Consider the following 26,562-nt stretch of genomic DNA (forward strand, 5'->3'; position numbering starts at 1 on the left):
CTCGTGTCCTGGTGCGGTCTTCTGAATGCTCCGGCCCGGAGGGTTGGGGTGTTCCGGTGGACGTATCAGGGTGAAGGGTCCTCGCACTCAGGAGCTAGCCGCTTCGGTACTTGTCGGTCTGATCGGAGGGTTTCTATGCGTCGCTTCGGTTCCAACCTCGCGTCCAACCTGTCGGCGCGAGACGGGCGCCACCACTTGGGGGTGGCTGCGCTTCTGTGCTTTCTGGAGTTGCTGTTGCTCGTCTCCGTTGAGGTCCTGCTCATCCACGTCCTGATGGCGGTGGCGATCTTCGGGCGGGACGTGGTCGACGCGTGCCTGCGAAGCGGCGACCCCGCGTCGTCCGACTGACCGGCACGGACGGGAGGCACACCCGCTCAGGTGGGTGTGCCTCCCGTCCGCACCGTCCGGTCGCGACCGGACAGAAAAGGACGGAGAAAGGACAAGAACTGTGTCTGTCCGTGACACTGTCTCGCCGGACTTTCTGACGCGTTTCCAGTTGGGGGTCTGGCGTGGGCTGATCAGGTCGGCGGTCGTCGAGTGGGCGCCCGATCAGACCGTGAACCTGTACGGCAGCGGTTTCGACGGAACCGAGATCGAGTTCCTCGACGGCGCGCCGGTCGACGACATCCGCGAATTCCTGGTTGGCGGCATCGGTGACCTGTTCAGTCTCGCGTGCCGTCTCGGCGACAAGGCGCCGACGCCGGAGGAGCTGGGCGCCGAGTACGTGCTGTCACGCCAGCGCGCCGGGACGGGCCTGTGGGACTGCGGCTTCGGCCCGGAAGGCGACCGACTCCACGAACAGGCCCGGCTGCTGGGCGACATCGAGCTTCAGGTGTCCGGCCAGGCCGACGACTGCGACAGCTGGACGGTCGACGTGCTCTGAGCACGCCCGCCCAGTCGGAGCCGAGCAGAAGGGAATCCAAAGTGATCAGCTATGTGGCTCCGGGTGAGACCCGCAGCGTGGTGCTGCCGTACTCGGAGGTGTGCATGTACCTGCGGGTCGCGGGCCACCGGATGCGCTGCGAGATCCAGGCACCGGACGGACGGTCGCCCGCGGTGCAGCTGCTCGACGACGACGGCCGGCCGTTCAGCTTCCCGATCACGCTCGGCGAGGCCGGTTTCCACCGCGACGACCACGGGCGGATCTTCACCGACACCTGACCCGACCTGAAGGAGGCGCAAAGGGCGATGTTCTCGGTGCTGGTCGACGGCCGGACCGTCGACACCGTGGACGACGACGAAAGCGTCACCGTCGAGATCGGCGGCGACGACACGACCTACCGGTGCTCCAGCTGCGGCAACGCGCTGTCCGAGACCGCCGACGGCCACTGGCTGGATGAATGCGGCGGCGCGGACTGCCCGGACGCCGACCCCGACAACGAGGGGAAAGGCGGGGGGCATGTGCCGGCGGCGGTGCCGCTGAGCTGGTGCAACCACGTCCGCGTCCACGCCGACGAGTCGCAGGACTCCGTAACGGTCTACCTCCGCGTCGGGACCAAGTCGTTCGCGCTCGCCGCGCGCCGGATACCCGACGACGCCGAGAGCGTGCTCGCCGGTCGGCTGCTGCTCGACGTACCGCACCCGGACGCTCCGGGCGGGCACGGACCGCTCACGCCGCTGCGCGACGGCACCTACCTGATCGGCAGCTGACCCCCTCCCGCACCCGCCGTCCCCGGACCCTTCGGTCCGGGGACGGCGTCAGCCTGCCTACCCGCTGTGACCGGGCGGGCCGGACAGAAGGAGTGACGCCGTGGATGTTGAGACGCGCGTCGACCGTCATGAGCTGTCGGTCGACGCGCAGGACACCGTCACCAAGATTCTCAGCAGCGTTCGGGTCGCCGACGCGCCCGCGCTGGCGACCGTGCTCCAGATGATCCGCCAGCCTGGCGGCCATGACCCGGATACCAGCCTGTTCGTGGCTGACGCCCTCACCAAGATCGACCACGGGGATGTCTCGCCCGCAGACGCGGACGGGCCGGTCTGCCTGGCCATCGCGGACGGCATGCGGGAGCTGGAGCGGCTCGGCTACCTCACGGTGCACGACCTCGCCGACGAGACGTCGAGTGCCAGCTATCTCGACGAGGGCCGCAGCCTGACCGCGATCCGGGTGCTGCGGCCGTTCCATACCGTCGGGGTCGTCTACCGGTGGCGCCGCGCGCTGCTCGGTCCGCCCGACTCCTGGGACATCGTCACCCGCCCCGGGGTGATCTGGCCCGGTGTGTACGTCCGTGGCGCGGTCGGGGACTACCGGTTGCGTGACGTCGGGCTGGTGTACGCCGGCCCGCCCGAGCTGGACACCGATGCGCTGATCTACGCGATCCGCGACGAGTCCGACGTGTTCACCTGCCATGCCGTGTGCGACAGCTGCGGCGCCGACTGGTACGCCGACGACGGGTCGTGGATCTTCCGCGCCAACCGGGCACACGCCGACTTCGACTACAACGACGCGCGCCGCCACGACGGCACGACGGTGATGTGCCCGGAGCCGCTGTGCGTGTCCGGCCGGGTCAGCTTCACCGTCGGCTGATTCCCCGGCTGACAACCCCGTTTGTCGCGGGCCGGCTTACCGGCCCGCGTCTGTTCCCCACCCACTGAAGGAAGGTAGGCCGCCGCATGCCCGAGAGCATTCCGACCCTTCAGAGCGCGACCAACTTCGTGCTCTCCCACGCGACCGACGACGACCTGACCCGGCTCGCCGGCGCGATGAAGCAGCGTCGGGCCGCGTTGGGCTCGATCCGGACCGCCACCCTGACGACCGGCGCCGCCGTCAGGATCGCCGGCATCAGGCCGAAGTACCTCAACGAGCTAACCGGTCAGATCGCCCGGATCGACGGCAAGCACGCGACGGTCACGCTCGATGCCGACTCCACCGATCGGCTGCGCTACGCCTCGCAGTCCCGCTTCGTCGTGCCCACCGAGGCCACCAGCTTCGACCTACCCGGCGTCCCGCTGACCTGCTGCCTGCCCACCGGCTGACCAGCTGACCGGCTGACCTGTGGCCGGGGCCGGCCACAGGCCCGGCCGGTAGGTCCATGGTGCTCACGTTTGGGGACACGCCATGACACCCGCCGCAACCATGTACGTCACCATCAGCGGCGTCTACAGCCAGTACGAGGTCCCGGCCACCGACGAGCGGTGGAACGGCTGGGCGGTTCCCGGTTTCACCGCCAGCCAGGTCCGCCAGCTGGCGGCCGAGACCGCCGCACTGGCCGCGACMGTACCCGCCGACGAGATCGACACGATCACGATCGGCAACGACGACACCGTCTCGGTCCACAGCGGCCAATCGAACTCCACGACCGTCGTCGAGCCCGCCCCGGACGGCCTCTACTACATCGGCGCCTACGAGTGGGCCTGGGAGATCGTCTCTCTTGCGCATCCGGCTGCCTGATCGCCCGCCGCCCGCCCGCCCGTGGACCGGCCACCGCGCCCGGGGCACGGCCATCACTCCGCACCCCTTCCCGTACTGGAGCCGCCCATGACCGCGCCCTCCGCCGGCCCGCCCCGGGTCGGCGTGCACATCGCCGAAGACCGCGACTACTACGCCACACCGGTCGGCGACCCGGAGATCATCGCCGAGGAACGCCGCCACTTCGCCGACGGAACCTGGACGGCCTACCTGCTGTGCACCGTCGTCGAGTGCCCGCGCTGCGGCCGTCGCTACACGACCGACGTCTTGGGCGGGGTGGTCGTCGACACGACGTCGCTGGTCGACTCGATCGTCTGGGCCGACGACCCCGCCCTCGCGGACCCCGACGACTACCTGCACGGACAGATCCGCGAGCTGATCCACACCGAACAGGCCAACCCCACCCCACCGACCGAATGGGTGCCCCTGCCCACCACCTGACCTGCCCGCCGCCGCGTGCGGCCATCACCCGAAGCGACGTACCGCCATGGACGACCTTGACGCCGCGATCGCGGCAGCCGACGCCGACTACCGCCGGACCGCGTCCGCCCATTCCCAGACCACCGACCGGCTTGTCTCCCTGCTCGCGACCCGGATCGCCCGCGACGTCCGCCGCGTCGGCGCCTTCCGCGACGCGACCGAGATCGGCGTCGACAGTGATCATCAGCTGGATGTGGTGTGCACCCTGACCGCTGTCCTCGCCGACCGAGACGGCGACCCTGCCGTCGAACAGCTCGCCGCGCAGATCCGAGCCGACCTGCTCCGCATCGGCGACACCGGCCACTTCCACGCCGACAACCGGCTCCTTCAACTTCCACGCACCACGTCCACCATCCGAAGGAGGCAGGCCCATGCTGTTCGACCTGTCCATGCTCCCGACTGCCGACGAGACTGACCTCGGCGAGGCCCTGTCCGCGATCAACGGCGAGCTGCGGCGCCGGATCACCAGCGACGGTGGGCTCGCGGCGCTGGTCCACCAGACCTGGCCGAGCGCGGTCGCGGTGCTGTGCGACGTCGTCTGGGAGGACTACCCGACCGCCTCGGCTGAAGGGGTCCTGCTCGCCGACAACAGGACCATTCACGTCGCCCCGGAAAGCGCCCCGCCGGAGTGGGGCGAGATCTGTGACGAGGTCGCCAACTTGGCCGCCGTCGACGGCGCCATCAGCGACGACTACGAACACGGCTACCTGATCCGCTTCGACCCGCCACCCGCCGCCGCCTCGGCACCGGTGGTTGCCGCGGTCGCCGATGCGGCCGGGAGCTGACGATGGGCCGCCCGCCACGGCGCCGCGCGGCCAGCGCGGCGGCTGACCTCGACGAGCTGCGGCGACGGCCGGTCAATCGGGGCGGCCCGCCGACCGACGACGATCGTCTCGACGCCGCCGCGTTGCTGGCCCCGCTGACCGGCGGCCACGGTGAGCGGTACGAAGCGCTACGTGCCGCCGGGATCGGTGATCATTCGATGCCCGGCTACGACCCGGATCGGGTCGTGCGCATCCTGTCCGCGCTGCGCGACCGGCTGACCCAGGAGATCGACACCTGGACCTATGGCCGGGTCTCGCGGGCCGGGGTCGAGCGGCACTGGCGCGACGCTCTGCAACGCGGCGGCTGTGCCCGCTGCCCGCGCCCCTGCCACAGCTGTGCGGTCTGGGCCGACGCGCTCGGCCTGGAATGGGTCGACGACGATGGCCGGCCCGTCTGGCGCCCACGACCCACCGCGGACCGCTGACGCCCCGGCGGCCCGGGGTTCTGGATTCCTCCCGCGAAGGGACGAACAGCGATGACACCTGAATTTCCCCTGCCCGCACGGTTTTTCGGCGGCCCCGTGGTAGCCGGTATCTACATTCCTCGCGCGGGTATTTACGCGCCGCTGTGGGCCGTGGTCGCCGAAAGTACCCGGCCAGGTGAGTTCCACGTCGGGCTGCTTCACAGCGACCAGGACGGCTTCGACGGTTTCGACGGCTTGTACGACATTCCTGGTTGGGATTCGGCCCTCGACTGGATGCGTGAGAAAGCCGATATCTGGCGTAAGGCCCGCCGGTAGTTGCACGACGCTCCGACCTGCCCCGGTCGAATCTCCGTCCGCCGACCGGGGCAGGCGGCAGCGACACCGCCATGGCCGGTTCCCCGCGTTCGCGAAAGGACCGTTAATGACGTATCGAACCGTCCACAGAACCGTCCTTCCTGGTTTCCGTAACTACGGCTACGAGGTTCGCCAGGATGGCGAGACCATCGAGACAGGCGAAATCATCGACACCGGCCGTCTGGCCACCGTCCGCTCGACTGACGGCCAACGATGCTCGCCTATCCTGTGGTACGACACGGAGATGGAGGCACTTCAAGCGCTCGCGCGAGCGCGAAACGCCACCTACGTCGGCTGATCACATCGCCCACGGCCGATCTCTGGCCCCGCTGCCGGCAGAAACGGACCAGACGACATCGCGCCGCGTGCCGACGGGGCCGTCGCCGGGCAGGGAGCAGCGCGGATAGCGCTGCCCGCTGCGCGGAACGGGCCGCTGATGCCGCGTGCGCCGGTTTCCCTTTAGACGGCGGCCCGCCGCCTCCTGCCCGGGAAGTCTGTTCGATTCCTTGTGAGAAAGGAGTGGGAGTGGACCCTGCCCGTGAACTCCCAGACCTGATGCGGTCGCTGCCCATCGACCGGCATCGGGGATTGCCCATTCCGGCGGTCACCGCGCGCCACCCGGACGGGGGACCGGACTTCTCCACCGTCGATGGCCGTGAGGCGTTGCGCCTCGCGGCCGAGGGCCGTTGCGGTATCTGCGGAAACCCGCTGGACTCGCTGGTCGCGTTTCTCGGCGGCCCGGGTGCGGTCGAGGCCGGTGCCTACCACGATCCGCCGATGCATGAATCCTGTGCCGAGGCGTCCACCGAAATGTGTCCGCATCTCTCGCGCCGCGACATGCGCCGGCTAACGGACCGTCGATCCACCGGGGTCCTGCCGACGACCGGCACGGAGGAGAAGCCGGACCGGTGGGTGATGTGGATCTGCCGGGGTTTCGCCGCGTACGTCGTCGACGGGATGCCGCTGTTTCGGCCGACACCCTACTTGCGGCTACGGACCTTCGCCTATACCGACGACGGCCACCTCCGTGAAACACCCAGCACCACCCCGCGCCCGTAACCCGGGCGGGACGAGGAGAAAGGAAACGACAGCGATGAGTCTCATCGCCGACCGCGAACCGAAGCTGTTCGTCAATGACGCCGACCGGCGCCTCACCTACCAGTGGACCGTGCGCCGGGTCGAGGAGGCCCGAACCCCGGGGACGCTGCTGGTCAACCTGACGATCCGTCACTTCGGCAGCAGCAAGGAGTACTACGCCGAGCTGCGCAACGAGACCGAGACCGACCACGGCATTGGGATCACGAAGTACGGCATGAACGACCCGGTGTGGCACCGCCGCGAGCCCGTGGCCCGGTACTCCCGCAAGGGCCTGCGGGCGTTCGCGGAGCAGACCCTCGCCGCGCTGCGCCAGGCCGACACCACCGGCGAACCGCTGTACGTGGATCTGGCGGACACGCCGCCCGCCGACGCCGCCAGCGAAGCGTCCCCGCCGGCTACCGCCCCGGTCACCGGCGTTGCCCATGGAGATCAGTGATGCGCGCCGCCGGCGCGAGGCGTGCATGGACGTGGCTGGGTCGTCGCCTGTGGACAGCGGCGGTGGGCCGGTGGGCCGAGACGCCCTACGCACGGGCGCAGCGGCGCCGGGAGCAGGTCCACGACGCGTTCCTGGATGCCCGCGACGAGCTGCGGGCCGTCCTGGAAGACCTCATCGAAGGCGAGACCCGTGCGGTCTGCCCGGCCGCGACCGACCTGGATGTCGAGGTCTACGCCGACGAGCTGGGCGAGCCGCGCGGCCGGCTGATCGCGGTCAACACCGACGAGGACGAGGAGGTCACCGACGAGCAGGAGGACACCGTCCGCGACCAGATCGTGGAACTGCTCGACGAATGGGCCGTCACCGCCAACGCCGACAGCGTCACCATCTGCTTCCGCCAGCTACCCGCCCTACCCCGGCCAGCGGCAACCGTGACGCCCTGACGAGACCGGGAGCCCGATGCACTCAACCCCGGCCCCGGCCGGACCGATCGGGCGCGGCCTGACGCGAGCGTCGGGCCGCGCCCGCACCTTCCCTGAACGGATGCGGAGGTATCCATGCCGCCCGACAGCTACTACGTGGTCCACGCGCGGCTGACCCGCCTCGACTCCCGCGAGGACATCGTCGAGGTCGCCAGCCGCGACAGTGTGACGTTCGCGGTCAACGCCTGGAAGCGGGAGCATCCCGACGTCGAGGTCGGTCCGCCGACCGTCGTGGCCGAGGGGCTCGACGCCTACGCCGAGATCCCCGTCGCCGCGGCCGAGCCCGCCGGCCAGCTCGCGGCGTTCCTCACCTGGCTGACCGACACGCCGACCCATGTCCACGACCACGACGACCCCGCGAGCCTGCCGGGCGCGCTGACCGCCGGCCAGTTCGCCGCGCTGGTACCGGGCAGCCGCGTCGAGTTCCTCCTCGAGCGGACCTGGTATCCGGGTGAGGTCGACGCCGCCGGCCCGACCGACTCCGGTGACGACCCGATGCTGGTCGTCTCCTACACCGGCGAACCGGCGGCCAACCCGAAGATCGGCAAAGGGGTCGTCGAGCCGGGCGACCGCTTCCAGGTCTATCCAGGTGAGGTCCGCCCGCCCGGCGCGGGTCGCCAGCAGGTCAGCCCGCCCCGGCCGACCGTCCACGCCGTGCGCGACGCCCTCATCCGCGTCTACGGCGCCGCGCCCGACACGAACGACGCCAGCGACATGTACGTGCTGGAGATCGACGGCGTGAAGATCCTCTTCCGGCTGGTCGCCGACGAGGACGACGGCGAGGACGCCGACGGCGAGACCGAGCCGTCGGTCTACGTCTACCTGGAGAACACCGGCCGCCCGAAGGGCACCGCCCTCGTGGTCGACGTCAATGGCAACGCCACCGACTACCGCTTCTGACAACACCGCGCAGGCCCTTCCCCGGCGGCCACCCGTCCCGACCAGCCGTCGGGGCATCGCCATGCCCACATGCCGGCAGATCACCGATATCCCCGCACGTACGAACAGCTCTCCGGCTGCGCGGGCGGCCCTAGCCGGCTGCCCGCGCATCGAGCTGGAAACCACAAGGAGGTGTAGTGAGGTGACGCGGCAGAACGTGTACGAGATCGTCACCGACACGGTCGTCAACGCTCTGGAAAACGGCACGGTCCCGTGGCATCAGCCCTGGAATGTCGAGGTCGGCGTCCCCCTGTCGTTGGCGACGGGGAAGCCCTACCGGGGCGTGAACCCGTTCCTGCTCGGGCTGACCGCGCTCGCGAACGGCTACCGCTCGCCGTGGTGGGGCACCCTCAAGAAGATCAACGAGCGGGGTGGGGCCGTCCGCAAGGGCGAGCACTCCACCCTGGTCGTCTTCTGGAAGTCCTACCTGCACAAGGCGAAGACCGACGACGAGCAGGACGAGCGCCGCTTCCTGCTGCGCTACTACCGGGTGTTCAACGCCGACCAGGCCGACTGGGCAGACGGCACCGAACCCACCTACGCCGCCCTGGAGCGGCCCGACGTCGAACGCATCGCCGCCGCCGAGACCATCGCCGACGGCTACCAGGACGGCCCGGCGATCCGGACCGGTGAGGCGGCATATTACGAGCCCGGGGCGGTGGACCGGGTGACGATGCCGCCGATCGACGCGTTCGACTCGGCCGAGGCGTACTACGCCACTCTGTTCCACGAACTGACCCACTCGACCGGGCACGAGTCCCGTCTCGACCGGGACGGCATCCGGACGGGCTCGTTCGGCCGGTTCGGCGACGCGGTCTACTCGAAAGAGGAACTCGTCGCCGAGATGGGCGCGGCCCTGCTGTGCGCCATCGCCGGCATCAACCAGAAGGCGCTCGTCGAGAACAGCGCCGCCTACCTGCGTTCCTGGCTCGACGTGCTGCGCGAGGACAGCAAGCTGATCGTTCAGGCCGCCGCCCAGGCCCAGCGCGCCGCCGACCACATCCTCGGCACCACCTTTACCGAGGACGGCTGACATGCGGACCGTCGACCGGCACACCGGCGTCGCGATCGACCTGCCCGACCAGCTTCCCGCCGGCTGGACCGTCGTCGACCACGGCGAGGGGTTCGAGGTCCTGCGCAAGACCAGCCCGACCACCACCGTGGAGATCAACTTCACGGTGGGGTCCAGCGGTGAGGAGAACGACGACGAGGACGACGGCCCAGCCGACATCGGCGTCTGGTTCTACCTGATCACCGACGGCGGCCGGAACCTCCCCGATAGCCGGTCCGAAGGCTGGGACACGGACCTGCCCGGCCTGCTCACCTACGCCGATCAGGCGATCTTCGGGGAGGTTCGGTGAGTACCGCGGCGCTGCGCGGCCGGCTGGCCGACGACCCGGTCACCGTCACCGACCAGCACGGCGGCACCGCCGTCCGCTTCACCGTCGTCCACGTCCCACGGGTCTACGACCGGTCCGAGGACCGGTGGATCAACGGTGAGGCCGTCGTCGTGCCGGTCCTCGCCCACGGGCTGCTCGCCGAGCGAGCCGCCCGGACGCTGCACGCCGCCAGCCGGGTCATGGTCATCGGCGGGCTGCGGTCCTGCGACGGACAGACAGCGATCGTCGCCAGCGACCTCGGCGTGCCGCTGTCCGCCCGGTAGCCCGTCGGCGAGATTTCGCCGCACGCGCGGTCGGACGCCCCCCGGTTCCTTCGGGTCACGCCCCGGTGCTCCGTCCGCGGAACGCGGCGTGTCCGCCTCTCCCTGTGAGGTTCCTGTGTCTCGCATCATCGCGCCCCGCTTCGAGTTGGAGCTGTACCCGGCCGGCGACGACAAGTGGTGGATCGTCGCCGACCTCCTCAAACCCTCCCTGCGACTGATGCTGCGCATCGAGGGTCCCTACACGGCCGAGTACGCCGACATCCGGCTACGCACCCTCGCGCCCCGCGAGGTCGCCGAAACGCTCCTGACCTTGGCGAGCGCGGCGATGACCACCAGTCGGGCCGCCCCCATCCACCACCTCACCCGCCGCCCCACCTGACCGCACCCTCTCCCTGCGAGCGCCCCCGCCACACCTGCCGGTGGCGGGGGCGCTCCCGTGTTTCCCGCCCTGTGAAAGGAGATCGCGATGGGCGCATCATCACGCCCCGTCCGGGCAGCCGGCCCGGCCCGGCCCCGGCCCACCACGCCGGCCGGCGCGCTCGCGCAGGCCCATCGGATCGCCGAGGCCGTCGACCAGGCATGGCACACCGCCTCCGCCAGCGACCGGATCGAGATCCCGCTGTCGGTCGTCGCGGCCCTCGCGGTGCGCACCCCCGACAACGCCGACGAACGCGCCTGGGTCGCCACCCAGCTGACCGACACCGACGATGACGGGCTGCTCGGGTTTCTGCGCGCGACCTGGCAGCTGTTCGCCCACGTCCGCCCCGACCTGTTCCCTCGGGTCGCGCTACTGGCCGCGCCGTGGTTCACCGACCCCGCCCCCGACCGCGACCTGCTGCGCGCCGTGCGCCGCGTCGTGGACGCGACGCTGCGGGCCGGGCTACACGAGCTGCTCGACGCGGCCCGCTACGACATCGACCTGTTCGGCCCGCTGCTGTCGGTGCTACGGACCCGCGGCGCCCGCGCGGCACGCGGCCAGTACTACACCCCACCCGACGTCGCCGACCTCCTCGCCCGGTTCGACGGCGGCATGCCGCAGGCCGGCGAGCGGGTGTTCGAGCCCACCGCCGGCACCGGCGGGCTGCTGCGCGCCGCCGCCCAAGCGATCCGCGACGCCGGCGGCGATCCGCGCACCATCCGCTGGGTCGCGCTCGACCTCGACGAACTCGCGCTCGCCACCCTCGCCGTCAACGTGATCATCTGGGATCTCGGGCCGCAGGTCCTGATCGGCCACGGGGACGTCCTGGCCGACGACTGGCAGGACCGCGCCCTCCGCGAACGCGCCGAAACCGTCGCCGTCGCCGGCCGCGTCCAGCAGGCCACACGTGCGCTCGCGCTCCTGCGCCGCCTCGACCGAACAGACAGCGACCTGCCCTGACCTCACCACCCCTGGCCGGGCCGCCCATGCCCGGAAAGCGCGATTGGACCTTTCCTATGTCCACGGAGCCGCTCGTGTCGGTCCGCCGTCCCCGGCCCGACACCATCCACCTGACCGTCCGCCCGGCTGCGGACGGCGCCGCGATCGGCACCGCCCTCGCCGACCTGCCCGACGGCGCCTTCTACGTCGACCACCACGGCGACCCCACCCACGTCACCCTGATCTTCCGCGTACCACCGGACCCACAGCCGGGCGTCGTGGTCCCGCCAGCTGGCTGGACCCCCGCCACGAACGGACACCGACCCGCCGTCAACGCTGCCGAGCAGGCCGTCGACACCGTCACGGCAGGGCTGCTGCTCGGCGCCTACGACCGCGACATCCTCCACCCGCCCCTCGACCGCACCCGGGCGACCGTACTGACCATCGTGCGCCTCGTCCGCGTCCGCGCCGATGCCCTCAGCCGACCGGCACCGCGCACGCCCTGACCCATCAGGCGGCCCGGCACGGCCAGGCGCTGGCCACGGTCACGGTGCACCCCGGTGCGATCGTCGTCGCTCCCTGGTTCACCGACCGCCCGGAGCAGGTCGCCGCACCCGAGGTGCCCGCCGAGGTAGCCGGCCTCGACGTGCCGAGGCCCTGGGTGTTCAAGCCGGGCTACCTGCTCGATGCGATCGACAGCTTCACCAGTCCGACGATCGCCTTGCACCTGCATGCGGACGTCGCCAAGCCGGTGCTGCTCACGGCGACGCCCGACGAACTGGCCGATCCGGCGGCGTTCCGCCATCTGGTCATGCCGATCAACACCGACGCCTGATCCCACGCTCCCACCCCAGCCGCTGAGGGCTCACGGGTCGGCCATCCGCGCCATCCGCCGCCTGCGCGCCCGTACGCCATGCCTGCCCCTACCGGCTGTGTAGGGGAGCCGTGACCTGTGAGGTCAGCGGTTTCTGCGCCACGTCCTGTATGGATCGAAAGGAAGGAACTTCCATGTCCACTGTCGTCGATGTCAACGAGCAGTTGTTCGACCAGCGCCGCGCGGTGATCGAGCGCGGCGGAGCGGCCCGCCGCGACGACGGGTCGTGGGTGTTCGCCGACAAGAGCGAGGTCCTCGGACAGGAGGGCCTGGACACGACCTCCGGGCAGGCCGCGCTCTACACCACCACCCCAGCCTGGCACGGCCTAGGCACCGTCGTCCCCGGCGGCACCTGCGACGTCGACGAGGTGCTGCGCCTCGCCCACATCGACTGGGAGGTCTCCCTGCGCCCGGTCCACTACCTGTGGCGGGACGGGTCCCGGACCGTCGAGGACAGGTTCGTCACCGTCCGCGAGGACACCGGCGCCGCGCTCGGCGTCGTCGGGAAGGTCTACAACCCGTTGCAGAACCGGGCCTCGTTCGAGTTCCTCCAAAACCTCGTCGACAACTACCACGTCGTGTTCGAGTCGGCCGGGGCGCTACGCGGCGGCCGGCGGACCTTCGTCTCGCTGCGCCTGCCCGACAGCGTCGTCGTCGACGCCGACGKCATCAACGACGAGATCATCCCGTTCGTCGCCGCGCTGAACTCCCACGACGGATCGACCCCGTTCACCGTGGTCGTCACGCCCTGGCGGCCGGTCTGCGCGAACACCGAGCGGTTCGCCGTCCGCGACGCCTACACGAAGTGGACGGTGCGCCACACCACCAACGCGGCCGACCGGATGGACGAGGCCCGCCGCTCGCTTGGTCTGTCTCGCYGGTACTACCAGCAGTTCGCCGACGAGGAGACCCTCCTCGCGCAGACCGAGGCCACGATCGCCGAGGTCCGTGCACTGATCGACGGGCTGTGGCCCGTTGACGACGACGCGTCCCCGCTGACCCGCCGCCGCGCCGCCGAGCGCGCCGAGGTCGTGGTGGACCTGTTCGCCCAGGAGTCCGACCGGGTCGGGCGCACCGCCTACGCCGCGGAACGCGCCGTCACCGACTACGTCGACCACTACGCCACGATCCGGCCCAGCGGGGTGCTGAAGGGCAACGAGCTGGCGGCCCGAGGCGCCCGCCTCCTGGACGGTGTCGACGACGAGGTCAAGGACACCGCGCACCGCAGGCTGATGCTGCTCACCCGCCACTGACCACACCGACGCCGGCCCCGGACCCGTAGATCCGGGACCGGCGTCGGGTCCGTCCCGCCACCGGCGAACCGACCCCCTGGGCGCGACTGCCCCGCGGGGAAGGCGGAAATCTACACAGCCGCATCCAGCGGGCCTCGCGGCCTGCCGCGCCGCTCGCCTTGACGGTCGCTGCCGGGCGGCCGGACTAGCTAGCGGACCCATCGCTTGCTGCGGGTCTCATGTCGCACCCAGCCCGCGTGAAGCCCCCTTGCCCGCGTGGGTCCCTGCACCCTCGCACCGCCCCCGCCCATCCGCCGGGAGGAAGCATGCCCACGACCAGCGAAAACCGTGCCTACGCCTGCGAGGTAGGCACCCGACTTCGCACCATCCGCACCCAGCAGGGCCGTTCTCTCCAGCAGGTCGAGACCCTGTCCCGAGGCCGGTGGAAGGTCGCGGCGGTCGGCTCCTACGAACGCGGCGACCGCATGATCAGCGTCGAGAACCTCGCCGCGCTCGCCGCGTTCTACGGCGTCCCTGTGGCTGATCTGCTGCCCGGCGGGCGACCCGACCCGCTCCCGGCGCGCACCGCCCGCGTTGTGCTCAACCTGCCCGCCCTGGCCCATGCGCCCGCCGAGGATGCCGGACCGCTACGCCGCTGGGTCGCCGAGATCCAACGGGAACGCGGCGACTACGCGGGCCGGGTTCTCTCGATCCGCCACGGAGATCTGCGCACCCTTGCCACCCTCTACGACCGCACCCCCGACCAGCTGATCGACCTGCTCCGGCAATGGAAGGCCCTCGACCCCACAAGCGACATCGAGAACCTCCCCGACGCCGCCTGATCCGCGCATGCCGGCAACGTGATCAGAGGTCGGCCACCGGCAGCGCCGTGCCGCACCGTCCACGGTGGGGGCACGGCGCTGCACACACCGAACTCGGCGCCGAGCGCGCCGGCACGAGAACGGCTCGACGAACTCCAGCCGCCACACCCGGATGACCGAGACAGGGATGTCGCCTGCCGGCGCATGCCAGTGGCCAGGCCCGTGCTGCGCGAGCCCATCCGGGCGGACGAGCGAACACGTGGCGACGCACCGGCGCGACGAACAGGGAGGGCTTTCCCCACCGATTCAGCTGGCCGTCCCGCGCGGCCCGATATCCACTCTCGGCACGCGGGCGCGCCGCCATGCGCGGGCCAGCCAAACCCCATCCGGCCGTTCTGTTCGATCTGCGTAAGGAGACCGTCATGCCTGACACGTCCGTCAGCTTCGGCACCGTCGAGGTGTTCGAGGCCGTCCCGCCGCACCCCATGTCCAGTTGGGAACCCGGCAACGTCCACATGCCGCTAAGGATCAGCGCCTCCCTCGACGAGGCCGGCACCCTGCTGATCCACATCGACACCGCCGTCACCCTCCACCTCGCCGCCGACGCCCCACCGTTCGAGATCTACGTCGACGACGGCCACGTCTACGGCGACCTGACCGGGGTCGACCGGTCCGACTGCGCCCACCCTGAGCACGGCCACCCCGTCCCCTGGCGCGTCGCAGCGCGCGGTCCCATCCCGGCCCACGACGAGCACACGCGGACCGAGGCGTCGTGTGACCGTGCGGAACCCGCAGCGGCGAATCCGACCGAGCGGCCTGACGTCACCGACGCCCCCTGACCCCGAAGGGCCATCCGATGTCCACCCCGCCCGCACCGCCGTGCCCTGGCTGCGAGGCGCTTCCCGGCCGGCGCCACCACCCCGACTGCGACGTCGCCCGCTGCCGCCAGACCGGGCTGCAACGCGTCGGCTGCGACCAGCCGCACGACCACGGCGACGACCCGTGGACCGGCACCTATCCCGGTGAGGCCGAGTGCCGCGCGTTCGGCTGGATGATGCCCGCCCCGCTCCAGGAGTTTCCCGACCTCAACCGCCTCTACAGCGAAGCCGTCTGGGACCCGCGCACCGGCCACTGGACCCGGCCGGTCACCCCCGACCGCCAGACCGACCAATCCTGACCCAGGACCCTGACGGACTTGCCGAGACCCGGCAGGGCCGTCCACCCGAAAGCCAGCCCGCCATGATCAAAGCGATAGTGCTGCCCACGGACCCGCTGCTGCCGGTCCGCGTCCTCGACCACGACGAGACCGACCCGCGCGCCGCCCAAGCCCTCGTCGGCGGCCTGATCCAACCGGTCACCCTGTCCGGCGCGGCGTCGAGGCTCTACGTCAACCTGCACGGCAAGGACTTCGGCCTGCCGCCCAATGGGCGGGCCACCCTGCTGACCTGGATGTACGCCCCCGAGCTACGCGGCCACCACGACATCGCCGGGGGCGCCTTCCTCACCGGTGCCTTCGATACCGACGCTCCTGCCGACCTGGTCGCGCTCCTCACCGGCGCCGTACCGGCCCGGGTGCAGACCCGGTCACACCGCCGGCCCGACCGGTGGATCACTGTCTCGCAGACCGTGCCCACGGTCTACGGCGAGCCGTTCGACGCCTACGCCACCGCCCTGCTCGCCCTCAACAACCCGCACACCCTGGATGCCCGCGTCATCCCCCGCCAGTGAGCCCTCACCGGCCGGCGACATGGGCTCGACGGCGGCGACCCGGCCGGGGCCGGACCGGTCAGGGTTTCCGCCCGAGGGCGCCGTACACGCTGACCTCGACATCGGTGGGCGCGTCCACGGTGTCGGCCGGGTCGGGCCGTCAGCGGTGCACCAGCGCGACACCGGGCTCGATGAGCTCCAGGCCATCGAAGAACCGGGCGAACTGGTCGCGGCTGCGGGCGACGGCGGGCAGGCCGCCGCGGTGGTAGACCTCGGCCGCCCGCGCGGCCTCCTCGGGTGTCAGATCGGCGGTGAACTGGCTCAACGCCAGGTAGCTGCCTGACGGCAGCGCGTCGAGGTAGGCGCTGACCAGCCCGTAAGGGTCGTCGCGATCCTCGACGACATGGAAGATCCCGATCAGGGACAGGGCGACCGGCTCCGATTATGCGATCCCACCGCCCAGGGACGCCGGCCAGGTAGCCGACGGGGTCGAAGGCCCCTGCCGGCCGGTGGCTGTGCATGCCGCCCTCCAGAGCACCGGCCTGGTCCTCACCTGCCGCTGGCGACGCCGCGGCCAGAGCAGGCGCCGCGGCCACGTCGCCGCGCACCGGCTCATATGCCCCAGGTCCACCGAGCCGGATGCGCGCTCGCGCTGCCCCTTCCCTGCCAACTTTCCCAGCCCCTTGCCGGGAGAAAGGTGTGCTTGCTGTGCCTGAATTCATCGCCCGCCGCGGCGACGACACCTGGCTGTGCCGGTGTGACAACACCCCGGACCGTGACGGGTTCGTCCCGGTGATCGGACGCCGCGAGGCCACGACGACCTCGATCCGCTGGCGTGGCCGCTACTGCTGCCTGCGCTGCGGCCGGCTCGTCGCGTGGCCGACCCGCCAGATCGTCGGCCAGCTCGACTTCGCCGATCTCACCCTCCGACCCCCGCGCCGCGTGAAAGGACAGACAATCATGGAATACGAGCAGGACAGACTGACCCTCCGCACGCCGGTGCGGGTACGGGTCGGCGACGGCCACATCTGGAGGTTCGGCCAGATCGCGACGATCGACGGCGAGCGGTACGTCGTCGACCTCGGGCGCGACGGCACAGTGACCACCACCCGCGACAACATCAGACGACTGTGACGCGCACGGACCGGGTCCGGCCAGGCCGCGCGGGTAGCGGCCCTCTTCTCCGGGACGGGCCGCTACCCGCCAGACCAGACTGGAACCACCCGGTCCCAGACACGACACCCGACCCGACCGAACAGGACGCCTCGATGAACATCGAGTCCCACTTCCTGCTGGACACGACCATCGGCCAGGTCCAGGACGCGCTGCGCGCCGGCGACCAGCCCGCCCTCGCGGTTCTGGAAGGCCAACCCACCCGCGAGCACCGCTTCGCCGACTACCTGCGCGACCCCGTCAAGTACGAGCAGCAACTGGCACGCGAGGTCGCCAGCATCGACCTGCRCCGGCTGATCATCGCCGTGCCGATGATCGTCACGCCGCTTCCGCTCGTCGGTGACGAGTCGATGCGCCTGCGCTCGCCCCTGACCGGGCCGCTGCGCGACGACCTCGATGAGTACGACGTGATCGCCTACACGCTCTACGACATCGAGGAAGGCGTCACCACCGGGATGGCGCTCTACACCCGCAACCCGGACGGTACCTACACCTTCGGCCTCGACGGCGACGAGAAGTTTACCGTGACCGTCCCGGTGAACCCGTCGCGGAAGTTTCCCGGGATGGCGCTGCTGCGCGAGATCCTCGACGAGACCCTGCACCTAGGCSCCGACCTGCGGCGAGAAGGCAACCCGGAGCAGCGCTAAATCGCCCGCCCACCGGCCTGCTCCCAAACTGCCTCACCCTGCCCCCCGACGCGAAGGACACGCGGCATGAACGACGACACCTGGACGCTGGTCACCGACGTCGTCGGCCGCGTCCAGCGCGCGATCGGCCTCAAGCAGGCCCCCGCGATCGTCATCCTCGATGGCGAGCGCCGCCAGATCCTGTCCGACTACGACTACCAGCGCGACCAGGACACCGCCGCCGCGTTCGAGCACAAGGCCGCCGAACACGCCCACGCCCTGAACCTGCGCCGGTTCGCCTTCGCCGTCCCCCAGGTCCTCATCGAGACCGAACCCGGCATCTACGACGGCCGGGCAGTCTCCAACCACCCACTGCGCCCCGGCGAGCAGGAGACCATCGCCTGGACCGCCTACGACACCACCGACGGCGCCGACTTCGGCTTCGCCCCCTACACCCGCCGCCCGGGCGGACAGCCCGTCTTCGACGAGCCGGAGATCTTCGACGTGCCGATGCGCGCCGAGACCCGCATGCCCGGCGTTCGCCTCCTGCGCCAGCTCACCGACAGCTGAGCAAAGCGCCCGCCGGCCCGTGCGAAATGTCTACTGCCGAGCCACGCCGTTGGCCGGCCGCCAGATCTGGCGAGGGCCCCGCCGCGGCCTTGTGGCCGGATCGCCCACTGCGGGCGGCCTAACCGGCGGGGGAGCGGCGGCGGCGCTTGTCACGCAGGTAGACGAGGATCGGTGTGCCCACGCTGTTGGGGCGGCGCTCGATCTCGAACAGCTCGATCGCGGCGATCAGCTCGCCCAGTTTCCGGTAGCCGTAGTCGCGGGGGTCGAAGTCCGGGACCCGCCGGCGGATGATGGTGGCGGCCTTCGACTGGCTGGCCCAGCCGTCGTCGTCGGACGCCTCCTCGACGGCGTCGCGCAGCCTGGTCACCAGCTTCGTGTCACCGCGAAGGCGGGAGCCGGGGACCGGCTGGCGCGCAGCAACTGTCGTGACGTCACCGGCGGGCGCGGCCTCGGCCGGCCGGGCGGACGGTGACGCGGCCGGCGCCGGTGCTGCTGGTGCCAGGTTCTCGACGTAGACGAAGGTGTCGCAGGCCGCGACGAACGACCGCGGGGTCTTGCGTTCCCCGAAGCCGTAGACGATCCGGCCGGACTCCCGCAGCCGGGACGCCAACCTGGTGAAGTCGCTGTCGGAAGAGATCAAGCAGAAGCCGTCCAGTTCGGCGCCGTAAAGCAGGTCCATCGCGTCGATCACCATCGCCGCATCCGTGGCGTTCTTCCCGCTGATGTGGGCGAACTGCTGGATCGGCTGGATCGAGTGGGCGAGCAGCTGGTCCTTCCAGCTACGCAGATGGGTGCTGGTCCAGTCGCCGTAGGCACGCCGGACGTGGGCGGTGCCGAACGTCGCGACCTCGGCGAGCACGTGTTCGACGAGTGATGCCTGCGCGTTGTCGGCGTCGATGAGCACCGCCAACCGCGCCCGGCCCACGCCCACACCGTCCACCGCACCGGACGCAGCGGCCGGCGCCCGTGGCGCGGGCGGCTGCCCACCGAGGGGCGGCATACCCCTGCGCGGCCGTGGGATCGCGAGCGCCGCCATCCCGTCTCGCAGCCACCCGTGCGCCAGCCGCGTCACGGCCAGCGGCGAACCCACAGCCAGCAGGCCCCGCACCCGGCTCCGGCCCTCACCGTCGGCCGGGCTCCCGCCCGTCAACCGCATCCCACCTCCCGGACCGCCAGACCGGCTCCCGTCGCGGTCCGCGATCAGAAGTCGACGCCACCCGAAAGTCCGCGACCCAGGCCACGACCGTTCGACGCCACTGTCCACACCCAGGCAGGCCACCATGACAACCCCTTCTGACCCCCGCAGTCCCCACCGGACCCGCGGCCGTGCAGCCCACGGCGCCCGAGAAGACTGGCAGGCCGTCGCGGCGGCCCTGAACAGCCGCATGACCACCCTCCGGATCACCCAGACCGAACTCGCCCGACGGGCGGACGTCTCCGTCGCCACGCTGCGCGTCCTTCAACACGGCACCGGCCAGCGCCGCACGACCGACGCCACCCTCGCCGCGGTCTCCCGGGCGCTTGGATGGCCCGAGCGCCACCTCCTCCAGATCCTCCTCCAGAGGCCGCCAGCCGATGTCAACCCCGAGCCCCACTCCGTGGCTCCACCCGCGGGCGGAGACGTGTCGGCCAGCACCGGGCCGGCCGACATCCTTACCGTGTTGCGCCGCATCGAGGGCCACGTCGCGGCCATCGCCGGGCACCTGGCGACCCCACCCGAGTAGCGAACCCCCCCGAAATGAGTCGCGCAGGGACACCGGCCGGCTCGTGCCCCACGAAGGTCCATGCCCAACGCTCGGGTACGGCCCGCAGGCTTACCCGCTGCCTGGGGTCGTGACGGCCGGCCCCCGCAGACCGAATGCGTCAGTCGGTGTCGTCGCGGCGAGCAACGGTGAGGTGCGCGTGGAACTCACCGACGGCCTCAGCGCCCGCGGCGTCAAGCTCAGCGCGCCGGCGCCGGTAGACACCCCAGGCAACGACTGTGATCATCAGGTCCACGGTCGCCACACCGGCGAGTACCACGTCTGTGATCCACGCCGCGGCCACCAGGGCATGCCGCGAGTCGCTGGCCCAGCTAACGACCGCGCGGTGATCCCGGCTGCTACGGCGGCGACGACGAGGCCGGCGGCGCCGACGATCGACATCGTCACGACGCGACGGCGAAGATCGGCGGTGTGGTCCGGTCGATACACCCGCGGCGGCACACGACCAGTGTGCCGCGCTGCCGAGTGAGCGCTGCCCATGATCCGCCGCGCGTGAAGATCGTGAATCCGTCGAAGGCGAGCCTGATACGGAGCGGTGGCCCGCCGGCAGAGTGCCTGCCGGTGGGCCACAGACGTCAGGGCAACCGCGTGGCGACCCGTTCATCGCTGAGCGGTTCGGCCGCCACGTGCAGCCTCTCCGGGCCTACTCGTCGTCCTGCTCGTTGCGGTCGGCCGCCTCCTGCGCCCGCACGTCGAAACCACTCTGCGCGGTGTCCGAGCACGGCTCACGCCACGCTGCCTCGCTGATCCGATCAGCGGCCTCGTGATCCATCGGTGTCGACTTGCCCATCACGCACTCCCTGCATCCTCACGTCCCGGTGACGTCACGAGACCGACGCACCTGGCCGTGTACGGCACGGCCAGGCGATGCCCAGGGATACGACAGCGCCACGACCCAGACGGCCAGGTCGCCCTGCTAGCGCCGCGAGCGGGCTCCGGGCTGGGCCCCGCCTCGGTGACGAGCCCGCAAGGTTGCTCTAATGAGTCCGAGAACCACGCTAGCGTGCGTGCGCTGAGGGCGCTGGGCGAGCGCGAGCTCGATGCTCCAAGGCCCCAGACGTTGCGTTTGGTGTGAATAGATCGACGCGGATAACAGCACCGACCCCGGACTGAGGCCACGCGGCAGGACCGGTCTCCGCGTGACCGGCGGAATCGCACCAACAGCGGCCATCACCTCGGCCACGGCCAGGCGCCGACCACGCGGCCAGCATGCTGCCGTGACCCCGTCGTGTGAAGTCCGGAAAGAAAGCCCAAGGACCCCTATGAGGGGCTGGGGGTTCGGATCAGGGCTTGCGGGCGACTCCGCCGTACAGCCACTCGGTGCGGGGGCTCTCGTCGTCGTCGGGGTGCCACTGCCAGGGCCGGACGAGGCCGGGCTCGACGAGTTCCAGGCCGTCGAAGAAGCTCGCGATCATGGCGCGCGGCCGGAACGTCATGGGCGAGGTKGCGGTGCGGTACGCCGCCTCGGTGCGGGCGACGCCCTCGGCGGGCGGCCCGTCGGTCGTCAGGTGGGACAGGACCAGGTAGGAGCCGGCGGGGACCGCGTCCAGGAACTGGGCGAGTAGACCGGCGGGGTCCTCGCTGTCCTGGATGAAGTGGAACAGGGCTACCAGGAGCACCGCGACGGGCCGGGAGAAGTCGAGCAGCGCGGTCAGCTCCGGGTGGGTGAGAATGCCCGCCGGGTCCCGCGCGTCCGCGGTGATGATCGTGGTGGTGTGGTCGTCGGCGAGCAGCGCGCGCCCATGAGCCAGAACGATCGGGTCGTTGTCGACGTAGACCACGTGCGGAGCGGTGACGACCTGCTGGGCGATCTCATGGACGTTGCCCTGGGTGGGCAGGCCGGTGCCGATGTCGAGGAACTGGTCGATGCCCGYGCCGGCGAGCCACCGGGTCGCCCGCTGTAGAAACCGGCGGTTCTCCCAGACGACGTCGTGGGTCACCGTCCGGCCGAGCGCGGCGTCGACCTTGGCCGCGGCTTCCCGGTCGACCTGGAAGTTGTCCTTGCCGCCGAGGAAGTAGTCGTACATGCGTGCCGGCGTCGGCTGGTCCGTGCGCAGGTCCGCAGGCTGGCTGCCCGCTGTGTCCTCAGGCGCGACGGACGTGAAGTCCCAGTTCGTCATCGTCCCCCTGTCCGAGCGCCAAGCCCGACCGGTCCCCGTGACCGCGGTGGGCAAGCGGGACGCGTCGACAGTATCGGCAAAGAGTCCGTCGAAGCAGTCAACCGCCCGCGCTKGGTGACGCTATCGGACGAAACCCAACACTCGCCCAGTGGTCCCGAGGACAGGGACCTCCTACGGCCAGAGCGACAGACGGTGAGCGGGGAGCCCACACGATGGTGGACGCCACCTCGCCTCGCGCTGCCTGCGGTCCGGCGGCGGACGGTCCGGCCGCCGCAGCCGCCGTATCAGGAAGGCGAGAACCCATAAATCTGTAGGTTCTCATCTCGCTTGTCCTTTGGCGTCGCGACGACCTGGGTGTTTACGGTTTTCTCGGCGATCTGTCCCAGTGCCGTTTCTCGCTGGTCTGTCATTTYCTTCGGAGCCTGGAGGCCCGCCCGAGCCGGTTCTGGAGCCCGCACAGGGTGCACCTGCCCTGCTATTCGGCTGTCCTGGTATGTGGGTTGGGGGCGACGAGGCCGGATTCGTAGGCGTGGATCACGAGGTGGACGCGTGTGGTGACGTCGAGTTTGGCAAGTAGTCGGCTGATGTAGGTCTTGACGGTGGCTGGGCCGATGTAGAGGCGTCGGGCGATGTCGGTGTTGGACAGGCCCTGGGCGACGAGGGCGAGCACGTCGGTCTCCCGGCTGGTGAGGTCGGGCAGGTTGCGGGTGGGGGCCGCCGTGGCTGGTGGGGTGGTGGCGAAGATTTCGACGAGGCGGCGGGTGATGGGTGGGGAGAGCAGGGAGTCGCCGTCGGCGGCGGCGCGGACGGCGCGGAGCAGTTCGGCGGGTGGGGTGTCTTTGAGCAGGAAGCCGATCGCGCCGGCGCGTAGTGCGCCGAAGACGTATTCGTCCATGCCGAAGGTGGTGAGCACGACGACTTTGGTTCCGGCGCAGGCGGGGTCGGTGGTGATGCGGCGGGTGGCTTCGATGCCGTCGAGGACTGGCATGCGGATGTCCATCAGGACGACGTCGGGACGGGTGGCGCGCACGATGCGCACGGCCTGTTCGCCGTGGCCGGCCTCGCCGACGACCTGCATGTCGGGGGTGGCCGCGAGTAGGGAGACGAAGCCTGCCCGGACCAGCTCCTGGTCGTCGGCGACTGCCACCCGAAGTGCCGTCATCGTGGGGTCTCGGCGTATTCGGGGGCGCCGCGCAGGGTGGCGTGGACCCGGAAGCCGCCGTCCGGGCGCGGCCCGGCCCGCAGGCTTCCGCTGAACATCGCCACCCGCTCGCGCATGCCGGTGAGCCCGTAACCGGGCGGGGCGGCGGGCCGGGTGTCGGGCGGCGCGGGGCGCGGTCCGTCGTCGTCGACCTGCACCACGATGTCGTCTCCGGTCGCCTGTATGGTCACCCGGACGGGGGCACCCGGGGCGTGTTTGCGGGCGTTGGTCAGTGCTTCCTGCACGAGCCGGTAGACGGTCAGCCGCAGGCTGTCGGGCGCGGATCGCACGGATGATTCCACGGTCAGCTCGACGGGGCCGTAGGCGGCGCGGTGCGTGGAGGCCAGGAGCTCCAGCTCCGCCAGCCCGGGGGTCGGTACCAGGCTGGCCGCGGCCTGGTGCTGTGCGGGGTCGTCGAGGACGCCGAGCATCTGGCGCAGGTCGTCGAGTGCGCCGCGGCTGGCGTCCTCGATCGCGGTGAGCGCGGGGGCGGCTTTCTCAGGGTGGGTGTCGAAGAGGTGGCGGGCGACCGCGGACTGCACGGCGATGACCGACAGTGTGTGCGAGACCACGTCGTGCAGGTCGCGAGCGACGCGCAGCCGTTCGGCGAGTACTGCCCGCTCCGCCGCCAGCGCCCGGTCGTGCTCGGCCTGCACCGCTCGGGCAAGTGCCGCCCGTTGGGCCAGCCGGCGGTGCCTGATGTACCGGCCGATCGACCAGAACGCGGTGAAGGCGGCAGCGCTGACCAGCGCCAGCGGACTGTCGTAGTACGGGGCGCGTAGGAGTGCCAGCACGCCCATAGCCGCGTAGGCGAGGATCAGGCAGGCCGCCGCGACCCGCCGGCGCCGCCACGCAGCGGCGCTGTAGAGCGCGACCGTCAGGCACTGGGGAGTCGCGCCCTTGTTCCACCCCAGCCCGATAATCACGCTGGTGGCGGCCAAGACGACGACCAGCACGAGCGCCGGCCATCGTCGGCGGACGGCCAGCGGCAGGCTTGCGACCAGCGCGAGCAGGACCAGCCAGCCGTTCGGCGCCGGGTAGTCGTAGCCGCCGGTCGGGTCCTTGGTCAGGGCACTGCTGACGGTCACCGCGGTCAGTGCCAGCCCGAACAGCAGATCCAGCAGCCACGCCCGGCCCAGCCAACCAAGATCCACCTGGTCAGGTGGTGATCCGTCCGGCACCGGGCCCGCGCTGGTCGGGCTTCCCGGCGGGTCGGCCCTGAGCACACCGAGCATGCGGCGAAGGTCGTTCAGCGCGGTGCGGCTGGCGTCCTCGATAGCGGCCAGCGCCGGTGCCGCCCGCTCGGGATGGGCACCGGTCAGGTGCCGGGCGGTCCCCGACTGCACCGCGATCATCGACAGCGTGTGCGAGACGACGTCGTGCAGCTCCCGGACGATCCGCAGCCGCTCCGCGAACACCGCCCGCTCGGCCACCACGGTCCGGGTCCGCTCGGCCTCAAAGGCACGCGCGACCGCAGCCCCCTGCCCCCGCCGCCACCGGCGCACGTACAAGCCAAGCGACCAGGCGACGACGAAGATCAAACTATCGGGCAGGGCCGGCTCGTCGTACGACGGTGGTGCGCGCAGCATGCCCACCGTGCCCATGGCGGCGTAGATCACGACCAGACAGCACAGCGAGACCCAGACGGAGCGCCACGCGGCGACCGCGTACAGCCCGAACAGCAGGCAGACGCTGACCAGGTCCGGGTCCCAGCCGTGCCACACGATCGCCGTGTTTGCGGCCAGCGCCACCACCATGACGGTGACCGGCCAGCGCCGCCGMACCGCCAGYGGCAGGCCCGCGGCCAGCGCGAGCAATACCAGCCAGCCGTTCGGGTCGGGCTGGCTGTAGGTGACCGAGGGGTGGGGCGTCAGCAGGCTGGCCACCGTCACCGCGGTCAGCGCGAGGGCGAGCACTACGTCCAGCAACTGGTGCCGGCTCTGCCATCCGCTGGACCTCGCCAGGTCCAGGGCCGCGGCACCGCCTGGCGAGAACGCCGGCCGCCCGTCCCGCCCGGTCGCGGTCCTCTCCACATCCGAACCGTACGGCCAATACCGACACCGGGATACCACCGCACGACGGAACCCGCATTCCCCCACACGGCGGAACCACCCGCTTCATCCCCCCGGTGGGGGAACAGCCGTGTCAGCCCGTAGGCCGCTGCGACCCAGCAGGCAAAAGACCACGATGACGGCCAACCCATTCCACACGGTTTCGGAGAACACACATGACAACGACGGCTACCCACCTACCGTCCACTGCCGTACGCGCCCCGGCGGCCCAGGTCGCCGTCGTCGCGGGCGGCCTGATCGGCGCGGTCGGCGCCGCCGCCTACATCTCCAGCTTCGCCGTGCTGTCCGACCTCACCGGCCAGGAAGCGGTGCGCAGCCCGCTCTGTGTCACCGCGAACATGCTCATGACGCTCGGCTTCGCCGTCGTCGCCCTTTGCCTGCCTGCCCTCGCCGCGCACACCCGGCTACCCCGCTGGGCGCTGCTCACCGCCGCCGCCGGCTGCCTGTCCATCGCCGCGGTCGCCTGGGGGGCAGCGACCTTCGGCGTCGAAGCCGCCCGGGTGGCCACCGACGCCCAGTGGGACCACCGGGGCGCCTTCGTGCTCGTGGCCCACCTCCCCAAAATGCTGATCGGCGCGGCTGGCCTCACCGCCCTCGCCGTCACCGGATGGCGCCACCGGGCCGTGCCACGGACCGCCTGCCTGCTGCTCGGGCTCACCACCGCGGTCGCGCTGCTCCTGCCGCCCTACCCCCCCACCGCGCTACTCGCCGGCCTCGGCCTCGCCTGGCTCGCCCGCACAGCCCGTCCCCACCCCGAAACCTGACCCACCGCCCACCCACGCCACCACCGCATAGACCGCGATCGCCACGCGGGACTGCCGCCCGCCGGCAGCCCGCGCGGCACGGCCTGCGTGTCGACCTGCCGAATCCGAAAGACTTCGGAAGGGAACAGATGAGCCAAGGTGATCGTCGTGACGGAAACGGCGTCGTCTCGTT

40 protein-coding genes and 1 pseudogene are annotated in these 26,562 nt (G+C 71.0%); 34 read left to right on the forward strand and 7 right to left on the reverse strand.

Translation table 11 applies throughout. The annotated features are described in order from the left end of the window. The first annotated feature begins 135 nt into the window (after window positions 1–135). The 29 genes from BL253_RS28260 (at window position 136) to BL253_RS28400 (ending at window position 16,122) form a co-directional block, all read left to right on the forward strand. On the forward strand, window positions 136–348 hold the full coding sequence (locus tag BL253_RS28260) for a hypothetical protein (protein WP_076820353.1): 213 nt from the start codon (window positions 136–138) through the stop codon (window positions 346–348). Between the two features lie 100 nt (window positions 349–448). Then, on the forward strand, window positions 449–883 hold the full coding sequence (locus BL253_RS28265) for a hypothetical protein (protein ID WP_076820354.1): 435 nt from the start codon (window positions 449–451) through the stop codon (window positions 881–883). Between the two features lie 41 nt (window positions 884–924). Next, window positions 925–1,161: a hypothetical protein gene (locus tag BL253_RS28270; protein ID WP_076820355.1), complete on the forward strand. Its 237-nt coding sequence runs from the start codon at window positions 925–927 to the stop codon at window positions 1,159–1,161. Between the two features lie 27 nt (window positions 1,162–1,188). Further along, window positions 1,189–1,650 (forward strand): hypothetical protein, encoded by a 462-nt coding sequence (locus BL253_RS28275; protein ID WP_076820356.1) that lies wholly within the window; start codon window positions 1,189–1,191, stop codon window positions 1,648–1,650. A gap of 100 nt (window positions 1,651–1,750) precedes the next feature. After that, complete coding sequence (locus tag BL253_RS28280) at window positions 1,751–2,527, forward strand: hypothetical protein (RefSeq protein WP_076820357.1); 777 nt, start codon at window positions 1,751–1,753, stop codon at window positions 2,525–2,527. Window positions 2,528–2,613: 86 nt separating this feature from the next. After that, entirely contained in the window at window positions 2,614–2,976 is a 363-nt protein-coding gene (locus BL253_RS28285; protein WP_076820358.1) for a hypothetical protein, read from the forward strand. Window positions 2,977–3,058: 82 nt separating this feature from the next. Next, the gene (locus tag BL253_RS28290) at window positions 3,059–3,391 is read left to right on the forward strand and encodes a hypothetical protein (RefSeq protein WP_076820359.1); all 333 of its coding nucleotides are present in this window, start codon (window positions 3,059–3,061) and stop codon (window positions 3,389–3,391) included. A gap of 87 nt (window positions 3,392–3,478) precedes the next feature. Next, a complete protein-coding gene (locus BL253_RS28295) occupies window positions 3,479–3,850 on the forward strand; it encodes a hypothetical protein (RefSeq protein ID WP_076820360.1) in 372 nt (123 codons plus the stop codon). A 46-nt stretch (window positions 3,851–3,896) separates the two neighbouring features. Then, window positions 3,897–4,304, forward strand: coding sequence for a hypothetical protein (locus tag BL253_RS28300; RefSeq protein ID WP_076820361.1), 408 nt, complete (start codon window positions 3,897–3,899; stop codon window positions 4,302–4,304). Beyond that, on the forward strand, window positions 4,261–4,674 hold the full coding sequence (locus tag BL253_RS28305; protein ID WP_076820362.1) for a hypothetical protein: 414 nt from the start codon (window positions 4,261–4,263) through the stop codon (window positions 4,672–4,674). The genes BL253_RS28300 and BL253_RS28305 overlap by 44 nt, the downstream gene beginning before the upstream one ends. Before the next feature lie 2 nt (window positions 4,675–4,676). Beyond that, window positions 4,677–5,138, forward strand: a complete 462-nt coding sequence (locus tag BL253_RS28310) for a hypothetical protein (protein ID WP_076820363.1) — start codon at window positions 4,677–4,679, stop codon at window positions 5,136–5,138. A gap of 51 nt (window positions 5,139–5,189) precedes the next feature. Further along, on the forward strand, window positions 5,190–5,453 hold the full coding sequence (locus BL253_RS28315) for a hypothetical protein (protein WP_076820364.1): 264 nt from the start codon (window positions 5,190–5,192) through the stop codon (window positions 5,451–5,453). A gap of 106 nt (window positions 5,454–5,559) precedes the next feature. After that, window positions 5,560–5,790, forward strand: a complete 231-nt coding sequence (locus BL253_RS28320; RefSeq protein WP_076820365.1) for a hypothetical protein — start codon at window positions 5,560–5,562, stop codon at window positions 5,788–5,790. Between the two features lie 227 nt (window positions 5,791–6,017). Continuing rightward, entirely contained in the window at window positions 6,018–6,551 is a 534-nt protein-coding gene (locus BL253_RS28325) for a hypothetical protein (protein WP_076820366.1), read from the forward strand. 34 nt (window positions 6,552–6,585) lie between these two features. Then, entirely contained in the window at window positions 6,586–7,026 is a 441-nt protein-coding gene (locus tag BL253_RS28330; RefSeq protein ID WP_076820367.1) for a hypothetical protein, read from the forward strand. A 62-nt stretch (window positions 7,027–7,088) separates the two neighbouring features. Beyond that, window positions 7,089–7,469, forward strand: a complete 381-nt coding sequence (locus tag BL253_RS28335; protein WP_096336104.1) for a hypothetical protein — start codon at window positions 7,089–7,091, stop codon at window positions 7,467–7,469. A 114-nt stretch (window positions 7,470–7,583) separates the two neighbouring features. Next, on the forward strand, window positions 7,584–8,408 hold the full coding sequence (locus BL253_RS28340) for a hypothetical protein (RefSeq protein ID WP_076820368.1): 825 nt from the start codon (window positions 7,584–7,586) through the stop codon (window positions 8,406–8,408). 181 nt (window positions 8,409–8,589) lie between these two features. Beyond that, window positions 8,590–9,480, forward strand: coding sequence for an ArdC family protein (locus BL253_RS28345; RefSeq protein ID WP_076820369.1), 891 nt, complete (start codon window positions 8,590–8,592; stop codon window positions 9,478–9,480). Window position 9,481: 1 nt separating this feature from the next. Beyond that, window positions 9,482–9,808 carry a hypothetical protein gene (locus tag BL253_RS28350; RefSeq protein ID WP_076820370.1) on the forward strand — a complete coding sequence of 109 codons (327 nt, stop codon included), beginning with the start codon at window positions 9,482–9,484 and terminating at the stop codon, window positions 9,806–9,808. Next, window positions 9,805–10,110, forward strand: coding sequence for a single-stranded DNA-binding protein (locus BL253_RS28355; protein WP_076820371.1), 306 nt, complete (start codon window positions 9,805–9,807; stop codon window positions 10,108–10,110). The genes BL253_RS28350 and BL253_RS28355 overlap by 4 nt, the downstream gene beginning before the upstream one ends. Before the next feature lie 115 nt (window positions 10,111–10,225). Continuing rightward, window positions 10,226–10,489, forward strand: a complete 264-nt coding sequence (locus tag BL253_RS28360) for a hypothetical protein (protein WP_076820372.1) — start codon at window positions 10,226–10,228, stop codon at window positions 10,487–10,489. A gap of 87 nt (window positions 10,490–10,576) precedes the next feature. Further along, the gene (locus BL253_RS28365) at window positions 10,577–11,488 is read left to right on the forward strand and encodes an N-6 DNA methylase (protein ID WP_076820373.1); all 912 of its coding nucleotides are present in this window, start codon (window positions 10,577–10,579) and stop codon (window positions 11,486–11,488) included. Between the two features lie 56 nt (window positions 11,489–11,544). Further along, window positions 11,545–11,973: a hypothetical protein gene (locus BL253_RS28370; RefSeq protein WP_076820374.1), complete on the forward strand. Its 429-nt coding sequence runs from the start codon at window positions 11,545–11,547 to the stop codon at window positions 11,971–11,973. A 44-nt stretch (window positions 11,974–12,017) separates the two neighbouring features. After that, window positions 12,018–12,302, forward strand: coding sequence for a hypothetical protein (locus BL253_RS28375; protein WP_076820375.1), 285 nt, complete (start codon window positions 12,018–12,020; stop codon window positions 12,300–12,302). Between the two features lie 173 nt (window positions 12,303–12,475). Further along, on the forward strand, window positions 12,476–13,594 hold the full coding sequence (locus BL253_RS28380) for a DUF932 domain-containing protein (RefSeq protein ID WP_076820376.1): 1,119 nt from the start codon (window positions 12,476–12,478) through the stop codon (window positions 13,592–13,594). A gap of 305 nt (window positions 13,595–13,899) precedes the next feature. Then, window positions 13,900–14,415, forward strand: a complete 516-nt coding sequence (locus tag BL253_RS28385) for a transcriptional regulator (RefSeq protein ID WP_076820377.1) — start codon at window positions 13,900–13,902, stop codon at window positions 14,413–14,415. Window positions 14,416–14,816: 401 nt separating this feature from the next. Further along, entirely contained in the window at window positions 14,817–15,233 is a 417-nt protein-coding gene (locus BL253_RS42510; protein ID WP_158230438.1) for a hypothetical protein, read from the forward strand. A 17-nt stretch (window positions 15,234–15,250) separates the two neighbouring features. Further along, the gene (locus BL253_RS40540; protein WP_076820379.1) at window positions 15,251–15,571 is read left to right on the forward strand and encodes a hypothetical protein; all 321 of its coding nucleotides are present in this window, start codon (window positions 15,251–15,253) and stop codon (window positions 15,569–15,571) included. Between the two features lie 62 nt (window positions 15,572–15,633). Continuing rightward, window positions 15,634–16,122: a DUF3846 domain-containing protein gene (locus BL253_RS28400; protein ID WP_131831598.1), complete on the forward strand. Its 489-nt coding sequence runs from the start codon at window positions 15,634–15,636 to the stop codon at window positions 16,120–16,122. A 139-nt stretch (window positions 16,123–16,261) separates the two neighbouring features. Here BL253_RS28400 and BL253_RS28405 read toward each other — a convergent pair. Further along, window positions 16,262–16,531 (reverse strand): annotated as a pseudogene (locus BL253_RS28405) (SAM-dependent methyltransferase); the annotation flags it as partial. A 278-nt stretch (window positions 16,532–16,809) separates the two neighbouring features. On the opposite strand from BL253_RS28405, the gene BL253_RS43045 reads away from it, so the two are divergent. The 3 genes from BL253_RS43045 (at window position 16,810) to BL253_RS28420 (ending at window position 18,470) form a co-directional block, all read left to right on the forward strand. Further along, on the forward strand, window positions 16,810–17,235 hold the full coding sequence (locus BL253_RS43045) for a hypothetical protein (RefSeq protein ID WP_198946431.1): 426 nt from the start codon (window positions 16,810–16,812) through the stop codon (window positions 17,233–17,235). Window positions 17,236–17,369: 134 nt separating this feature from the next. Beyond that, window positions 17,370–17,921, forward strand: a complete 552-nt coding sequence (locus BL253_RS28415; RefSeq protein ID WP_076820381.1) for a hypothetical protein — start codon at window positions 17,370–17,372, stop codon at window positions 17,919–17,921. Between the two features lie 66 nt (window positions 17,922–17,987). After that, window positions 17,988–18,470: a hypothetical protein gene (locus BL253_RS28420; protein ID WP_076820382.1), complete on the forward strand. Its 483-nt coding sequence runs from the start codon at window positions 17,988–17,990 to the stop codon at window positions 18,468–18,470. A 118-nt stretch (window positions 18,471–18,588) separates the two neighbouring features. Here BL253_RS28420 and BL253_RS28425 read toward each other — a convergent pair whose 3' ends face one another. After that, window positions 18,589–19,626 (reverse strand): NYN domain-containing protein, encoded by a 1,038-nt coding sequence (locus BL253_RS28425; protein ID WP_241835233.1) that lies wholly within the window; start codon window positions 19,624–19,626, stop codon window positions 18,589–18,591. Window positions 19,627–19,855: 229 nt separating this feature from the next. Between BL253_RS28425 and BL253_RS28430 the strand changes: the two genes are divergently transcribed. Continuing rightward, entirely contained in the window at window positions 19,856–20,194 is a 339-nt protein-coding gene (locus BL253_RS28430; protein WP_241835234.1) for a helix-turn-helix domain-containing protein, read from the forward strand. A 139-nt stretch (window positions 20,195–20,333) separates the two neighbouring features. On the opposite strand, the gene BL253_RS44880 is transcribed toward BL253_RS28430, so the two are convergent. The 5 genes from BL253_RS44880 to BL253_RS28450 all read right to left on the reverse strand — a co-directional run bounded on the left by BL253_RS44880 (window position 20,334) and on the right by BL253_RS28450 (window position 25,587). Then, on the reverse strand, window positions 20,334–20,459 hold the full coding sequence (locus BL253_RS44880; RefSeq protein WP_274535260.1) for a hypothetical protein: 126 nt from the start codon (window positions 20,457–20,459) through the stop codon (window positions 20,334–20,336). A gap of 417 nt (window positions 20,460–20,876) precedes the next feature. Beyond that, the gene (locus tag BL253_RS42515) at window positions 20,877–21,023 is read right to left on the reverse strand and encodes a hypothetical protein (RefSeq protein ID WP_158230439.1); all 147 of its coding nucleotides are present in this window, start codon (window positions 21,021–21,023) and stop codon (window positions 20,877–20,879) included. 493 nt (window positions 21,024–21,516) lie between these two features. Then, window positions 21,517–22,353, reverse strand: a complete 837-nt coding sequence (locus BL253_RS28440) for an SAM-dependent methyltransferase (protein ID WP_076820385.1) — start codon at window positions 22,351–22,353, stop codon at window positions 21,517–21,519. Window positions 22,354–22,828: 475 nt separating this feature from the next. Then, on the reverse strand, window positions 22,829–23,515 hold the full coding sequence (locus tag BL253_RS28445) for a response regulator transcription factor (RefSeq protein ID WP_076820386.1): 687 nt from the start codon (window positions 23,513–23,515) through the stop codon (window positions 22,829–22,831). Continuing rightward, window positions 23,512–25,587, reverse strand: a complete 2,076-nt coding sequence (locus tag BL253_RS28450; protein WP_076820387.1) for a sensor histidine kinase — start codon at window positions 25,585–25,587, stop codon at window positions 23,512–23,514. The genes BL253_RS28445 and BL253_RS28450 overlap by 4 nt, the downstream gene beginning before the upstream one ends. Before the next feature lie 194 nt (window positions 25,588–25,781). Here BL253_RS28450 and BL253_RS28455 point away from each other — a divergent pair, with 194 nt between their 5' ends. After that, complete coding sequence (locus tag BL253_RS28455; RefSeq protein WP_076820388.1) at window positions 25,782–26,390, forward strand: hypothetical protein; 609 nt, start codon at window positions 25,782–25,784, stop codon at window positions 26,388–26,390. The last annotated feature ends 172 nt before the right edge of the window (window positions 26,391–26,562 follow it).

The sequence above is a fragment of the Pseudofrankia asymbiotica genome, from assembly GCF_001983105.1.
GTDB classification, from domain to species: Bacteria; Actinomycetota; Actinomycetes; order Frankiales; family Frankiaceae; genus Pseudofrankia; species Pseudofrankia asymbiotica.